The following is a 15,484-nucleotide window of genomic DNA, read 5'->3' on the forward strand; positions in this document are numbered from 1 at the left end:
GTCAAACTCCTTTTGATGGAAAGCAGGTGCTTACCCATATAGGCGCAGGGCACCCGTCCTGGGTGCCCTCTGTTCGACAAACGGTCAGACCACTAGCGACAACAGCATGATGAAGATGATGCCAACCACCGAAAGGAGGGTTTCCATCATGCTCCAGGTCTTGAAGGTCTCTGCCACGGTCATGTTGAAGTACTGCTTCACCAGCCAGAAGCCGGCGTCATTGACGTGGGAGAGGATCAGCGAGCCGGCACCGGTGGCCAGCACCAGCAGCTCGCGGTTGACCCCGGGGACCATATCGACCACTGGCGCGACGATGCCGGCGCCGGTGATGGTGGCGACTGTCGCCGAACCGGTGGCGATGCGGATCACCGCAGCCACCAGCCAAGCCAGGAGAATGGGCGAGATTTGCGCTTGCACGGCCATTTGCCCGATGACGTTGCCGACCCCGGTGTCCACCAACATTTGCTTGAAGCCACCGCCGGCGCCGACGATGAGAATGATCGCGGCGGTGGGGGCCAGGCTCTGGTCGAGCAGTTTCATGATCTGCTGGCGAGAGAAGCCGCGGGCCGCGCCAAAGGTGTAGAACGCCAGCAACAGGGCGGCGAGCAGGGCGGTGATGGGGTGGCCGATCAGGTCCATCCACTGGCGCACGATGTGCTCGGCGGGCAGCACCACGTCAGCGAAGGTCTTGAGCAGCATCAGGAACACCGGTAGCAGCACGGTGATGAGGGTGACGCTGAAGCTGGGCAGGTTCTTCTGGTCCGACTCGCGTGCGATCTGGTCCATCAGCTCCTGGGACGGCGTGCCCGGGATGTAGCGGGAGATGAAGTTGCCGAACATCGGGCCGGCGATCACCGCCGTGGGCAGGGCGACCAGCAGGCCGTAGAAGATGGTTTTGCCGATGTCGGCATTGAAGATGCCGATCGCCAGCAGCGGACCCGGGTGCGGCGGTACCAGCCCGTGGACCACGGACAAGCCGGCCAGCAGCGGTATGCCGATCTTGATCAACGACACGCCGGAGCGTCGGGCGACGATGAACACCAGCGGGATCAGCAGGACGAAACCGATCTCGAAGAACAGCGGGATGCCGACCAAGAAGGCGGCGAACATCATCGCCCAGTGCACGCGTCGCGCACCGAAGGCGCGGATCAGTGTCTGGGCGATCTGGTCGGCGCCACCGGAGTCGGCCATCAGCTTGCCGAGCATGGTGCCCAGGGCCAGGACGATGCCGACGAAACCGAGCACACCGCCGAAGCCGTCCTGGAAGGATTTCATGACCTTGGCCACCTCCATGCCCGAGGTCAGGCCGAGGAAGCCGGCCGCCAGGGTCAGGGCGACAAAGGGGTGGACCTTGAAGTGGGTGATTAGTAGCACCAGGCCCACGATGGTGACCAGGGCGTCGAGCAGCAGGTAGGTATCAGTAGCCAGTCCGAACATCGTTCTTATGCCTCGATTTTATTGTTTTGGCGGAGCTTTTGGCGCCACAGGGCGCCAAGACAGCGCTGTCTTTGGTGAACTGAAGACCGCCGGGTCAGGCGGTCCGCGCCAGCCTCGGTTCACCGTGGGGCTTTAGCCAATCGTCGACCGTCTCGGCAAGTTGCTCGATCGCTTGAGTGGCATCCAGCGCCAGCGTCAGCGGCTCGCCGTGGGGCGGCTCGAGGGTGGCGAACTGGCTGTCGATCAGGCTGGCCGGCATGAAGTGGCCGGGACGCGCAAGGACCCGACGTTCGGCTTCGGCAGGGCTCAGCTCGAGAAAGACGAAGGCCAGCCCCGGTACGGCCTGGCGCAGGCTGTCGCGGTAGCGGCGCTTGAGTGCCGAGCAGGTGAGGATAGGGCGCTCGCCGGCCAGGAGGATGGCTTGCAGCTCCTCGCCGAGGCGCACCAGCCAGCCGGCACGGTCGTCATCATTGAGGGGAATGCCGGCGCTCATCTTCTCGATATTGGCAGCAGGGTGAAAGGCATCGCCTTCGATCAGGCGGCCGCCGCTCTTGGCGGCAATGGCGGCACCGACGCAGCTCTTGCCGCAGCCAGCCACGCCCATTACCACAATCGCGGACAGGGGAGAGTTCATCAGTACCTCCTGCGGGGTGAGATAGCGCTGTCTTTGGCTGCACGAACCTGAATCACGGACGCTACTTTCCCGGCTGTTATTGATTTTGTCTAACGCAGTATGGATGCCCAGGACAGGCTTGCTAGTAAAGATACATTGCCTGTGCTCCGAGACAGCGCTACCTTAGTGCCCATTCCCTGTCCTGGCAAGTCGAAAAAATACAATACCCTCATGACCCGCACTGGCTCCCGTACTACCGGTCGTCCCACTCTGGCTGAAGTGGCCAGGCTCTCCGGGGTTTCCCCGATCACCGCCTCGCGCGCGCTGCGCGGTGTCAGCACGGTTGCCCCGGAGCTGGTCGAGAAGGTCCAGGCGGCCGCCGCCGCCCTGGGCTATGTCGCCAATCCGGCGGCACGGGCCCTGGCTTCGGCGCGGAGCCAGTCAGTGGTGGTGCTGATCCCTTCGCTCTCCAACCAACTGTTCATCGACACGCTCGAGGCCATTCACACGGTCATGCGTCCGCGTGGGCTCGAGGTGCTGATCGGCAATTATCACTACGATATCGCCGAGGAAGAAAACCTGATCCGCAACTATCTCGCCTACCAGCCCTGCGGCATGTTGCTCACTGGCTTCGACCGCAGTGACGCCTCGCGGCAGATGCTCGCCGCCAGCGGCGTGCCCTGCGTGCACATGATGGAGTTGGGGGGCGATGAGCACGCGGTGTCGGTAGGGTTCTCGCAGCATGAAGCGGGGCGCGCGGCTGCCCGGCATCTGATCGAGCGCGGCCGCCGGCGGCTCGGCTTCATTGCCGCGCAGCTCGACCCCCGGGTGATGCAGCGTGCCGAGGGCTTCCGCCAGGTACTGGCCGACGCGGGCTTGCAGGCGTCGGAGCTGGAAGTGCTGGCGCCGCAACCGTCGTCGATCGGCCTGGGCAGCGAGTTGTTCAGCCAGTTGTTGGCGCAGGCGCCGGATGTCGACGGGATCTTCTTCTGCAACGACGACTTGGCCCAGGGCGCGGTGCTCCAGGCTTTGCGCCAGGGCATCGAAGTGCCGCGGCAGGTGGCCATGGTCGGCTTCAACGACCTGCCGGCTTCGGCGCATATGGTCCCGCGCCTGACCTCCATCCGCACCCCACGGGCTGCGGTCGGGCACGGAGCGGCCCAGGCGTTGCTGGCGCTGCTCGATGGCAAGCGGGTAGTCAAGCAGCAGCAGGACCTGGGCTTCGAATTGATGGTGCGGGAGAGCACGTGAAGCGCAGGTTGTAAGCTTCAGTTTGGCGTTGCCAGCGGGGCTCAGGGGGCGACTGTACTGGCGCAGCGCTGCAGTTCGCTCTGCAGGGCAAGCAGCTTGGTCTCCAGTGCCCGGAGTAGTGGCTCGGTGGCTGTGGCGGGGGCTGCCTGTTCGATCGCTTCGCAAAGCTGCACGACATCCCTGACCTTGAACATCTTCGCACCGCCCTTGATGCGGTGGACCAGGTCCTTGAGCGCCTTGCTGTCGGGTGTGGCACCCAATGCACGCAGGGCCTGTAGGTCTTCGGCGTTGCTCTTGGCCAGTTGTTCGACCAGGCGCAGGATCAGGCGCTCGTCACCCAGGGTCAGGTGGTGGAGGTTGTCCAGCGTGAAGTTGCAGGCGCCGTCTTGCTTGACCTCCGCCGGGGGCGGCAGCAGGGCTTCGTCTGCCTGGGACAGGTGTGCGCGCAAGGTCTGCAGGCTGATCGGCTTGAACAGGCAGTCATCCATGCCACTGGCCAGGCAGCGCTCACGCTCCTCGGCCTGGGCGTTGGCGGTCAGACCGAGGATGCGGCAGGCATCCTGCCCTTGGCGCAGCTGTTCCAGCCTGCGAATGCGCCGGGCCAGTTCGTGGCCATCCATCATGGGCATGCTGCAGTCGGTGATCACCACATCGAACGCGCCGCGTTGCCAGAGCTCCAGGGCGGCCTGGCCATCTTCGGCCTGGGTGACCCGGTGGCCGAGGGTGCTCAGTTGTTTGGCCAGGAGCATCAGGTTGGCAGGGTAGTCATCGACGACCAGCACATCCAGGGGCCGGGCGTCCGGATTACCGCTGGCTTGGGGTTGCGCAGGCGCGGCGGGCGCCTCGGCAGTTGGCAGGTCCATCCGCACGGTTACCTGGGTACCGACACCTTCCAGGCTCTGCAACGTGAGCTCACCTCCCATCAATTCGCACAGGGTGCGACAAATGACCAGGCCCAGGCCCGCACCCTGGCGTGCGTGAGGACCATCGACTTGGGAAAAGGCGCTGAACAGCCGGGCCTGGTCTGCGGCACTGATGCCCACGCCGCTGTCCTGGACCAGCAAGCGTACCTGCCGAGGGACGGTCGGGTGGGGCTGATTGAGCGTCAGCCTGACGGTGATCTGGCCACGTTCGGTGAACTTGATGGCATTGCTCAACAGGTTGGAGAGGACCTGCTTGAAGCGCAGCGGGTCGATCATCACCCAGGCCGCAGTCGAAGGCAGCTCGGTGTGCAGGCGCAGCCCCTTGATGCGCACATTGCCCTCGAATACCCGGACCGTTGCCTGCACCAGGGCGACAAGGTCGGTGGCGGCGGGCTGGAGCGTCATGCGCCCGGACTCGATCCTGGAAATATCGAGGATGTCGCCGATCAGCGCGAGCAGGCCAACGGCCGAGTCGTAGGCGGTTTTCAGGGAGGCTTGGTCGTAGCGGCCGTGGGCGTTGTCTTCCAGGGACAGTTCGAGCAGGCCGATCACCGCGTTCATGGGCGTGCGGATTTCATGGCTCATGGTGGCCAGAAAGGTGCTTTTCGCCTGGTTGGCCTGCTCGGCGTCGTCCTTGGCCTGGCGCAACTGCTCCAGCAGACCCCGGGACAGCGCCAACTGTGCCTGGAGCGCCTGTTGCGCCTCGGTGCGTTGATGGATCAGCTTGCGCAGGTAACCGTTCCAGAAGATCACGCCGAGAATCAGCAGTGCTGATAGCCCGAGGATCTTCAATACCAACGAGCGGTAGTTGCGCCAGGGGCTGTCACTGATCACGGCATTGACCCGCCAGCGGTTGATCAGTTGGTCCATTTCTTCTGGAGGGATGCTCAACAGGGCCTTGTTGAGGATGGCCTGCAGTTGTGGTTTGTCGCTAGCCGTGGCAAAGGCCGCGGTAGCCGGTTCGTCGCCATAGAGCGAAGCTACCTGCAATTGCTCCTTGAATAGACGGCTGATGAAGTAGGTCGCGTTGATCATCGAGCTCAGCGCCACGTCGGCTTTATCCTGAGTCACGGCTTCCATGAGCTGCAACGGGTTGTCCACTTCGACCAGGCGCAGGTCTGGGTACTGTTCCAGCAGGCGGGCCTTGAGCGGGTAGCTACGGATGATGGCCAGGCGCTTGCCAGCGAGTTGGGCGGGGGAGTCCAGTGTCTGTGTGGCGCGTGTCACCAGCACCCGAGGGCTGACCAGGTAGGGGCGGGTGTAGAGCAGGCGTTCTTCGCGCTCCTGGCCATATCCCAGGGCACCGACCACATCAGCCTTGCCTTCGCTCACCTGCTCGATCATGGCCTGGACCGAGTCGCTCTGCAGGATCTGGAAGCGCAAACCGGTCCGCAGGCTGATCTGCTCCAGGACATCGGCGGTGATGCCTCGCAGTTTCTGCTGCTCATCGTTGAAGGTCAGGGGGGCCAGCGAAGGCGTGATCATCACCCGCACCAGCGGGTGTTGCTCGGCCCAGCGTCGTTCCTCATCGGTCAGGGCGGCCAAGCTGCGTTCCAGGAGGATGCTGGTGTTGCCGCTGGACCAGCGGCGCAGGATGTTCAGGCGCTCATTGTCGCTGATTTGCTCCAGGGCCAGGTCGACCAGGCGGCGCAGCCGTGGGTTATTGCGGCTGATGGCAAAGGCGAAGGTTTCCCGCGGCACTTGTACGAAATGATTGATCTTGACCCGGCCACGGAAGTTCTTGCCGATCAGGAAGTCGCTGCTGATGGCATCGCCCAGGTAAGCGTCGGCCTGGCCGAGGGCGACCGCCGACAGGCCGGCCAGGGTCGAGTGGCAGAGGATCAGTTGGGCGCCAGGATACAGTCGGCGGACGGTTTCGCTTGGCAGGTAGTGGTCGACCATGATCAGCCGCATGCCAGTCAGATCGTTGCTGCGCAAGATATTGTGCTGTGCGGTGACGATCACGGGCTGATCGTCGGCATAGGACTGGCTGAGCGTCAGTTGGGCATCTGCGGCTTCGAAGCCATTGGAGCTGCCCAGCAGGTCGATGCGCCCCTCATGCAGCGCCGCGATGGCTTGCTGGCGACTGGCAAAGCGCCGTACCTGTATGGGGATATCCAGCAGCTCGCTGATCAGCCCGGCGTAGTCTGCGCTCAATCCCTCGTAGTCCGCCTGGCTGGTATTGATGTCGAACGGGGGATAGTCGGGCTTCGAAACGCCCAGCAGCAGCGTCTGCCTGCTTTTCAGCCATCGGCGGTCGTCGGCCGGCAACTGCAAGGGCGGCGTGGCGCTGAGTGAGCGCGCCAGCAACTGTCGTAGCTCGGCGTCTTGCCCGCCTTGGGCCAACGACCCCATCAGGCTGACGAACAGCAGCAGGAGCAGGGCGGGCGCTTTCATCGACGGGTCAGATCACATTGTTGCGTTTGGCCAGGTCCACCAGTTCCACCAGGGATTCGGTCTTGAGTTTTTCCATGATCCTGCCCTTGTAGGTACTGATGGTCTTGGCGCTCAGCTTCATGGTCTGGCCAATGGATTTGTTGCTCTCTCCGCCGCTCAAGCGCCGCAGCACTTCCATTTCGCGGTTGGACAGGCTGGCCAGGCGCGCGGCTTCGCTGTCTAACGTATTACGGCTGACCGTCATGTCTGGAAAGGTCGAATAGCCCTTGACCATGGCCTTGGCGGCGAACATCAGTGCTTCGAGGTCCTCGTCTTTGTGCACGAACGCGGAAATCTTCGCTTCCATGCAGCGGCGCACGTAGAGGTCGGTGGGCTGCCCTGTCAGGACCATGATGCGTGGCGGGTGATCGAAAAGCTTCAGCCGGCGGATGACTTCCATGCCGTCCAGGCTGGGCAGTCCGATATCGAGGATGACGATGTCCGGGGCCAGTTTCCGGGCCAGTTGCACTGCCTCTGTACCATCACCGGTTTCTCCCACGACGATGAATCGTTCGCGTTCAAGGAGCACGCGTACAGCAAGGCGAATCGTGGGGTGATCGTCGACCAACAGGACTGTGGTCTTAGTCATTAGGAGAACTCCTTTTCGGAATGTGGTCCGTTTCCTGTATTACTCAGGAACAGTTCGGCGCTGGATGAGCGGGCGGCGCGCGAACAATACGTCGAATCCTGGCGTTTTAGTACAGGGAGTATAGGGGTGTTGAAAAAACAAGGACGGCCTGTTGAAAAGGCCTACAGGCATGGCTGTCTTTGAGGAGGGTGTTGCTGCTATGAGCGAGGGAACGGCGAGTATACGCAGGCTCAGGCCGCTGATGGGCCTGTGAGCGTGGTGCTTACAGGCGCAGTATCAGGGGCTTGCCCAGGTCAGGTGTTCGAACGCATGCCGTGGCAACCTTCATGAGCCTTGAGAATACGTTCGGTGGATGCTGGATTGCGCGCCAGGGCCGCACCGACGCGGGCCGGACGAGCGACCAGGGTGCCTGCGCAGTTCGGGCAATGCCCTTTGAACTGGCTGTCATTGCAAGCGCGGCAGAAGGTGCACTCGAACGAGCAGATCAGGACATCCGGGCTGTCTCCCGGCAGATCGGTGCCACAGCATTCACAGTTAGGGCGTAGCTCAAGCATGGCGGGGGCCTCGGGTGGAGAGGGACTGTCGAGTCTGCAACTGCCAGGGCTGGGCTGGCAAGCTCGCCTGCTCAGGGCCGATAGAGGTGGGCATGGCCAGCGCGGTACAGCGCCGACTCGGCGAAGGGCGCATCGCCCAGCACATGGCCGACCAGAATCAGCGCGGTGCGGCGAAAGCCCTTTTCCCGGGCGCGTTCGACGATGTCCTGCAGGGTGCCCTGTACCCAGTCCTGATCCGGCCAGGTGGCACGATGGATCACGGCGATCGGGCAGTCGGTACCGTAATGGGGCAGTAGGTCCGCAACGATCTTGTCCAGGTGCTTGACCCCCAGGTGGATGGCCAGGGTGCAGCGGTGGCGTGCGAGGTCGGCCAACTGTTCGCCAGCCGGCATCGGCGAGCTATCGCCATAACGCGTGAGGATCACGGTCTGCGCCACGTCGGGTAGGGTCAGCTCGCAGCCGAGCAGGGCCGCGCTGGCGGCCGTGGCAGTAACGCCGGGGATGATCTGGTAGTCGATGTCGAGCTCGCGCAAGTGGCGGATCTGCTCGCCGATGGCGCCATACAGGCTCGGGTCGCCACTGTGGACACGGGCGACGTCCAAGCCTTTTGCATGGGCGTCACGGATGGCTGCGATGATTTGTTCCAGGTGCAGTTCGGCACTGTTGATCACGGTCCGGGCCGTATGGCCCTCGAGCACGGCGGCCGGGACCAGCGAGCCAGCATAGATGATCACCGGGCATTGGCGGATCAGGCGTTGGCCTTTGACCGTGATCAGCTCCGGGTCGCCGGGGCCTGCGCCGATGAAATAGACCGTCATGGGGAATCCTTGCTGGGTAAAACGGCGATTATCCGTCAAACCCGGTGCCGCAGGCCAATGCCAGGGTCGCCTGGCCCTGTACGCGGCGAGGAACCTGCAAGATGGCATGGCCTTCATGGCGGGTGGCCATGGCCAGCGCCGCGCTTTCGGCGACGCCCCAGCAACCGCTGTGTCGCCAGGCCGTGGTGGAGCGGTGGCTCAACCGCGCTTCGAAGTGGGCCAGTTGCGCGGCGCTGAAGAATACCAGGGGCAGGCCGAGTTCATCGGCCAGTTGCCGTAACCCGACCTCATCCGACTTCAGGTCGATACTGGCCAGGCCCTTGAGCGCTGCCAGGGGCAAGCCATGGGTGTCAAGGGCCTGATGGAGCAGGTCGCCCAGCTCGCTGGCCGGGCAACCACGGCGGCAGCCGATGCCAGCGTACAGGGCCGGGCTGCAGCCTGCTGTGCGCATCAGGCGTGGTTGCCACGCCGGTACAGCCAGGCGGTGATCAGGCCGAGGGCTACCCAGAAGGCCGCGTTGGTCAGCCAGGAGGCGATCACGAACTGCTTGCCGAGGGCCTCGGGAGCCAGGCTTTCATGCACCTCGGGCTGCGGGGCGCCGATCAGGTGGGGCACGACCAACAGCGCTGCGCCAAGTACCTTGAACAGCCAGTGATGGGCAAACACCAGCAGTGCTAGGCCCACGGCCGTGGCGGCGGCGGTAGCGATCCACCAGCCCTGGCGCTGGCCTAGGTCGGCAGCAGCGGTGCCTGGCAGCTCCGGCGGCAAGCCCAAGGTCGGCGCCAGGCAGAACACGGCGAAGCCCGCCAGGCCCCAGAGCGCGCCAGTGGTGACCCGGCCTGGTTCGCGCAGGCTATAGAGGGCGGCGAGGATCAGGGCGAAGCCGACCGCGACCACCAGGTTGCCACCGGTGGTGGAAAGCAGGCGCTGCCAGCCATCTTCCGGCGCCCAGACCTCGTCGTCGTGCTCATGGGCGGCAACGGCTTCGCCGCCATGCTCGTGGTGCTCGCCGGCGGGGGCCGCGCTTTCATAGGTTTCCGCCTGGAGGATCAGTGGAGTGACCCAAAGGCTCTGCAACAGGGTCAGTAACAGGGCGGCGAGTAGTCCGCTGAAGCCGGCGGTACGGGCAATGCGCTTGATCATGCGGGCGTACTCAGTGGCAAGGGAAGGCGGCGCTGTGGCGGGTGTCGTGAGCGGCATTGTGCACCGCGTCGATGTGCGAGAAACCGGCGAAGTAGATCAGGCACAGGCCCAGCAGGCTGGCACCGGCGGCGATCAGTACACGCTGGCTGAGGCTGGCGGGGGTGGCGACGCTGTGCTTGGCGGTCGTGATGGGCATGACGCTTTCCTCTTGCTTGTTTAGGGGCAACAGGCAAGCGCGACGAAACCCCGGACGCGGCCCGCCGGGGTTTGCGACAACGCCCGCCCACCGCGGGGTGTTCAATCGACGACAGGCCGGTCTCCGGGCTGACGAGGACAGGGCAGTGGACGCACTGTCAGAGGCGTCACCTTCCCATGCCATACGACGGGCGCAGTGGTCTTGACGCTTTTCTCGCTTACCGTTGCGGGGGCAGCACCGGCTTTGTCCGGCCCGGTCAGGGCCTGCGACGCACCGGTTTCCCGTTTCACCCCCGAAGGGGCACCTGAACGCAGGTTGCTAGCAAATCACGGGGCCGTTTCCCCGTCAATCACAGGCAGCGGTTGACCGCCTGCAGGGCACTGCGTAGCCTAGCCGCTTCGAGGTTCTTCGCAATGGCATCCGTGCCAGGCGAAGCTAAGACGGGAACGCGGTGAAGCCGCGGCTGCCCCCGCAACTGTAAGCACTGAAAGGAACGACACAGCCACTGCGCCGAGGCGCGGGAAGGCGTCGTCCGACCCGGCCGAGGCCGGCAAGGTGCAAGCCAGGAGACCTGCCTCGTTCCGATTTCGACTTTCAACCGGGCGGGGTGATCCGGTGGCGAACGCGCCCAGGCCTTGTCCGGCTGGCGGTCCTCGTCCTGCATGCCCGCCATCCTGCCAAGGGCATCGACATGAAAACACTGGCCAAGCTCCCCGTCACCATCGTTACCGGCTTCCTCGGCTCGGGCAAGACCACCTTGCTCCGGCACATGCTCGACAACGCCCAAGGGCGGCGCATTGCCGTCATCGTCAATGAGTTCGGCGAGCTGGGCATCGACGGTGAGATCCTCAAGCAGTGCAGCATCGGCTGTACCGAGGAAGAGGCCAGCGGCCGCGTCTACGAACTGGCCAATGGCTGCCTGTGCTGCACCGTGCAGGAAGAGTTCTTCCCGGTGATGCGCGAGCTGGTCGCACGCCGTGGCGACCTGGACCACATCCTTATCGAGACCAGCGGCCTGGCCCTGCCCAAGCCGTTGGTGCAAGCCTTCCAATGGCCGGAAATCCGCAACGCCTGCACCGTCGACGCGGTGATCACCGTGGTCGACAGCCCGGCCGTGGCCGCGGGCACCTTCGCTGCCTACCCCGAGCAGGTCGATGCCCAGCGCAAGCTCGACCCCAACCTTGACCATGAGTCGCCCCTGCACGAGCTGTTCGCCGACCAGTTGGCCAGCGCTGACCTGGTGGTGTTGAACAAGGCCGATCTGATCGCCGCCGACGGTCTTGCCAAGGTGCGCGCCGAAGTGCTCGAAGAGCTGCCGCCGGCAGTCAAGGTGATCGAAGCGAGCAGCGGCCGCCTGCCGTTGGAGGTCCTGTTGGGCGTGGGCGCCGAGTCAGAGGCGCACATCGATGGCCGCCGTACCCACCATGACAGCCATCACGACGGTGATGACCACGACGACCACGATCACGATGCCTTCGATTCGATCTCCATCGACCTGCCGGAAGCTGACGAAAGTCTGCTGCTCGATGCCCTGACCCAACTGGTGGTCGAATTCGGCATTCTGCGCGCCAAGGGTTTCGCCGCCATACCGGGTAAACCGATGCGCCTGCTGATCCAGGGCGTGGGCACGCGTTTCGACAAGCACTTCGACCGCGCCTGGCGCGCCGACGAGCCACGCGTCACGCGCCTGGTGCTGATTGGCCAGGAGCTAGACGCGGCGCAATTGGAAGCGCGCCTGCGCCAGGCCCTGGGCGCCTGATCCATGCACCTGCTGCGGACCCAGCCCGGCGGTTTCGTGCCGGACGACAGCATCGCCGACCTCGGCCAGACCCCCGCCGACCTGGTGATCCTCTGCAGCGGCGATTCGCACTTGGCGCTGCTGGCCGAAACTGCCCAGCAGTTGCCGGACGATTACCCCAGCCTGCGCCTGGCCAACCCGATGCAGGTGCAGAACCATGCCTCGGTCGACCTTTATGTCGATCAGGTATTGCGCCACGCCAAGGTCATCCTGGTGTCGCTGCACGGCGGCGTCGGCTACTGGCGCTATGGCGTCGAGCAATTGGTCGCCCTGGCCGAGCAGGGCATACAGCTGATCTTGGTACCTGGTGACGATCGTCCGGACCCTGAACTGATGAGTCTGGGCAGCGTGTCGGATGAGCAGGCCGAGCGGCTCTGGCACTTCCTGCGCCAGGGTGGCAAGGGCAATGCCCTGAACCTGTTCAATTGCCTGGCCAGCCAGTGGCTGGGGCGTGACTATTCCTGGGATGAGCCGGTACAACTGCCGCGCACCGCCGTCTACCACCCGCAAAAGGGCAATGCTTGCCTAGCGGACTGGTACGGCCAGTGGCATCCCGAGCGACCGGTGGCGCCGCTGCTGTTCTACCGCTCGCACCTGCAGGCCGCCAATACCGCTTTTATCGACGCCTTCTGCGAGCGCTTGCAGGCGGCCGGGCTCAACCCGTTGCCGATCGCGGTGGCCAGCCTCAAGGAAAGCGCCTGCCTGGCCCAGGTCGAGGATTGGTTGGACGAGGTTGGTGCCGAGGTGATCCTCAACACCACCGGTTTTGCCCTGTCCAGTCCGGAGCAGCCCAATCTGCGGCCGTTTCGCCGGGATATCCCGGTGCTGCAGGCCATCTGTGCCCAGGATAACCAGCCGGGCTGGGAAGCCAGCGAGCAAGGTCTGGGCGCCCGTGACCTGGCCATGCATATTGCTCTGCCGGAGCTGGACGGGCGGATCATCACCCGGCCGATCAGCTTCAAGGACCTGGCCTGGCGCAGCGAGCGCAGCCAGTCGGACGTGGTCTGCTATCGCCCGCATCGGGAACGTATGGATTTCGTCGCCGAGCTGGCGCGGTGTTGGGTCGAGCTGGCGCGTCTGCCCAACGCGCAGAAACGCGTGGCCCTGGTACTGGCCAACTACCCGACCCGTGACGGACGTATCGGCAATGGCGTAGGCCTGGACACGCCGGGCGCCGCGCTGAACATCCTCAAGGCCCTGCGTGCCGAGGGCTACCCAGTGGCCCAACTGCCTGACAGCGGTACCGCGCTGATCCACGACCTGCTCGGCGGCGTGACCAATGACTTGGACAACCTCGATCAGCGCCCCTGTGCCCAGAGCATGAGCTTGGCCGATTACCAGGCGGCCTTCGCCGCGCTGCCGCTGGCCAACCAGCAGGCCGTGCTGGAGCGCTGGGGCGCGCCGCAGCAGGACCCGATGTTCCGTAGCGGGCGGATGATGATCGCCGGCCTGCGCTTGGGCCTGACCTTCGTCGGCATCCAGCCGGCCCGTGGCTACCAGTTGGACCCCAGCTCGGTCTACCACGACCCGGACCTGGTGCCACCCCATGGTTACCTGGCCTTCTACTTCTGGCTGCGCCACGGCTATGCCGCCGATGCGCTGATCCATGTCGGCAAGCATGGCAACCTCGAATGGCTGCCCGGCAAGGGCGTCGGGCTCAGCGAACAGTGCTGGCCGGATGCGTTGCTCGGGCCGTTACCCAATATCTACCCCTTCATCGTCAACGACCCGGGCGAGGGCGCCCAGGCCAAGCGGCGCACCCAGGCGGTGATCATCGACCACCTCATGCCGCCGCTGACCCGCGCCGAGACCTACGGCCCGCTGCGTCATCTGGAACGCCTGGCCGATGAGTACTACGAAGCCCAGTTACTCGATCCGCGTCGTGCCCGCGAGCTGCAGCGCGACATCCTCGAACTGGTGAAGGCCAACCACATTGACCGCGAACTGCAGCTCGAAGGTGCGCTGGACGACGCGGCCATCTGGTTACCGCGCCTGGACACTTACCTATGCGACCTCAAGGAGTCGCAGATTCGTGACGGCCTGCATGTGTTCGGCCAGTCGCCCGAAGGGCGCCTGCGCCTGGACACCCTGCTGGCCTTGTTGCGGGTGGAGCGGGGCGATGGCCGGGGGGGCAACGCCAGCTTGATCCGGGCCATGGCCAAGGCGTTCGGCCTGGGCTTCGACCCACTCGACTGCGACCTCGGCCAGCCCTGGAACGGCCCGCGTCCAACCCTGCTGCAAGGCGTCAGCGACGAGCCCTGGCGCACCCACGGCGATACCCGCGAACGCTTGGAGCTGCATGCCGTGCGCTTGATCGAGGCCTGCCTGGAGGACCGTGCGGTCCTGCCGGAGGGCAGCGCCTGGCAGCCGGTACAGGCGGTGCTGCAGGCTTTGGTCGCCGAGGTCGCCCCCAGCCTGGATGCTTGCGGCCAGGCGGAGATCCAAGGCTTGCTGGCTGCCCTGCAAGGGCGCTTCGTGCCCGCCGGGCCTAGCGGAGCGCCCAGTCGTGGTCGTCTGGAGGTGCTGCCCACCGGGCGCAACTTCTATACCGTCGACGTGCGCAATCTGCCGACCACCACGGCATGGCGCCTGGGGTTCGCCTCGGCCAACCTGATCCTCGAACGCCACCTGCAGGACCATGGCGATCACCTGCGCCAGCTCGGCCTTTCGGTCTGGGGCACGGCGACCATGCGCACCGGTGGCGACGACATTGCTCAGGCCATGGCCCTGCTGGGTGTGCGCCCGGTGTGGGCCAGCGGCAGTCAGCGGGTCGATGACTTCGAGATCCTGCCGCTGAGCCTGCTCGATCGCCCGCGTGTGGACGTGACGCTGCGGGTCTCCGGTTTCTTCCGTGACGCCTTCGGCAATCTGATTCGCCTGTTCGATGCTGCCGTTCAGGCAGTGGCTGCCCTGGACGAGCCGGACGAGCTCAACCCCCTGGCCGCCAAGGTGCGCGCCGAGCGTGCGGCGTTACTGGCCGCAGGGCTGGACGCGGAACAGGCGGCGCGCCAGGCGGGTTGGCGGATTTTCGGGGCCAAGCCAGGGGCCTACGGGGCTGGGGTGCAGAATGCTATCGACGGGCGCCTGTGGCACAACCGCGAAGACCTCGCCGAGGTCTACCTGAACCACGGTGGCTACGCTTATGGCGCGACCGATGACGGCACCCCGGCGCGCGCCGAGTTCGCCCGGCGCCTGGGCCAGGTACAGGCGGTGCTGCAGAATCAGGACAACCACGAGCACGACCTGCTCGATTCCAACGACTATTACCAGTTCCAGGGCGGGATGCTGGCGGCGGCCGAGACCCTGGCCGATACGTCCGTGGCCAGCTATCACGGCGACCACAGCCAGGCCGACCGGCCGCGTATCCGTACCCTCAAGGAAGAGCTGAACCGTGTGATCCGTGCCCGTGCCCTCAATCCCAAGTGGATCGATGGCATCAAGCGCCACGGCTACAAGGGAGCCTTCGAGCTGGCGGCCACGGTCGACAACCTGTTCGCCTTCGATGCCACCACCCACCTGATCGACGACCACCATTACCAGTCGCTGGCCGATGCCTATGTGCTCGACGCCGCGACCCGCGAATTCATTCGCCAGCACAACCCCGAAGCCTTGCGCGACATCACCGAGCGGCTGCTGGAAGCCCAGCAGCGCGGCTTGTGGCAGCAGCCGGGCAGTTACCGCGAGGCGCTCGAGGAGCAGTTGCTCGAAGGCGAAGAAGAGGCATGA

The 15,484-nt window shown here is 64.9% G+C and carries 12 protein-coding genes and 2 riboswitches; of the genes, 3 read left to right on the plus strand and 9 right to left on the minus strand.

Going from position 1 to position 15,484, the window contains the following annotated elements:
- Window positions 1-84: 84 nt before the first annotated feature.
- Complete coding sequence (locus ACYU03_RS11940) at window positions 85-1,437, minus strand: GntP family permease (protein ID WP_461890962.1); 1,353 nt, start codon at window positions 1,435-1,437, stop codon at window positions 85-87.
- 94 nt (window positions 1,438-1,531) lie between these two features.
- Window positions 1,532-2,071 carry a gluconokinase gene (locus ACYU03_RS11945; protein ID WP_461890964.1) on the minus strand — a complete coding sequence of 180 codons (540 nt, stop codon included), beginning with the start codon at window positions 2,069-2,071 and terminating at the stop codon, window positions 1,532-1,534.
- Window positions 2,072-2,281: 210 nt separating this feature from the next.
- On the opposite strand from ACYU03_RS11945, the gene gntR reads away from it, so the two are divergent.
- Window positions 2,282-3,301, plus strand: coding sequence for an HTH-type transcriptional regulator GntR (gene gntR, locus ACYU03_RS11950; RefSeq protein ID WP_461890966.1), 1,020 nt, complete (start codon window positions 2,282-2,284; stop codon window positions 3,299-3,301).
- Between the two features lie 41 nt (window positions 3,302-3,342).
- On the opposite strand, the gene ACYU03_RS11955 is transcribed toward gntR, so the two are convergent.
- The 7 genes from ACYU03_RS11955 to ACYU03_RS11985 form a co-directional block, all read right to left on the minus strand.
- Entirely contained in the window at window positions 3,343-6,621 is a 3,279-nt protein-coding gene (locus tag ACYU03_RS11955; protein ID WP_461890968.1) for a transporter substrate-binding domain-containing protein, read from the minus strand.
- A 7-nt stretch (window positions 6,622-6,628) separates the two neighbouring features.
- Window positions 6,629-7,249: a response regulator gene (locus ACYU03_RS11960; RefSeq protein ID WP_461890970.1), complete on the minus strand. Its 621-nt coding sequence runs from the start codon at window positions 7,247-7,249 to the stop codon at window positions 6,629-6,631.
- Window positions 7,250-7,542: 293 nt separating this feature from the next.
- Window positions 7,543-7,803: a DUF1272 domain-containing protein gene (locus tag ACYU03_RS11965; protein ID WP_461890972.1), complete on the minus strand. Its 261-nt coding sequence runs from the start codon at window positions 7,801-7,803 to the stop codon at window positions 7,543-7,545.
- Between the two features lie 71 nt (window positions 7,804-7,874).
- Window positions 7,875-8,621: a precorrin-4 C(11)-methyltransferase gene (gene cobM / locus ACYU03_RS11970; RefSeq protein WP_461890973.1), complete on the minus strand. Its 747-nt coding sequence runs from the start codon at window positions 8,619-8,621 to the stop codon at window positions 7,875-7,877.
- 28 nt (window positions 8,622-8,649) lie between these two features.
- Window positions 8,650-9,072, minus strand: a complete 423-nt coding sequence (locus tag ACYU03_RS11975; protein ID WP_461890975.1) for a cobalamin biosynthesis protein — start codon at window positions 9,070-9,072, stop codon at window positions 8,650-8,652.
- The gene (locus ACYU03_RS11980; protein WP_461890977.1) at window positions 9,072-9,764 is read right to left on the minus strand and encodes a CbtA family protein; all 693 of its coding nucleotides are present in this window, start codon (window positions 9,762-9,764) and stop codon (window positions 9,072-9,074) included. Before ACYU03_RS11980 ends, ACYU03_RS11975 begins: the two co-directional genes overlap by 1 nt.
- 10 nt (window positions 9,765-9,774) lie before the next feature.
- Window positions 9,775-9,960 (minus strand): CbtB domain-containing protein, encoded by a 186-nt coding sequence (locus tag ACYU03_RS11985; protein ID WP_461890979.1) that lies wholly within the window; start codon window positions 9,958-9,960, stop codon window positions 9,775-9,777.
- A 97-nt stretch (window positions 9,961-10,057) separates the two neighbouring features.
- Window positions 10,058-10,284, minus strand: a riboswitch (cobalamin riboswitch).
- A gap of 60 nt (window positions 10,285-10,344) precedes the next feature.
- A riboswitch (cobalamin riboswitch) is annotated at window positions 10,345-10,553 on the plus strand.
- 98 nt (window positions 10,554-10,651) lie between these two features.
- Here ACYU03_RS11985 and cobW point away from each other — a divergent pair.
- Both cobW and cobN read left to right on the plus strand, forming a co-directional pair.
- Entirely contained in the window at window positions 10,652-11,719 is a 1,068-nt protein-coding gene (cobW, locus tag ACYU03_RS11990; RefSeq protein ID WP_461890981.1) for a cobalamin biosynthesis protein CobW, read from the plus strand.
- Window positions 11,720-11,722: 3 nt separating this feature from the next.
- Complete coding sequence (gene cobN, locus ACYU03_RS11995; RefSeq protein WP_461890983.1) at window positions 11,723-15,484, plus strand: cobaltochelatase subunit CobN; 3,762 nt, start codon at window positions 11,723-11,725, stop codon at window positions 15,482-15,484.

Source organism: Pseudomonas sp. X10, assembly GCF_054889225.1.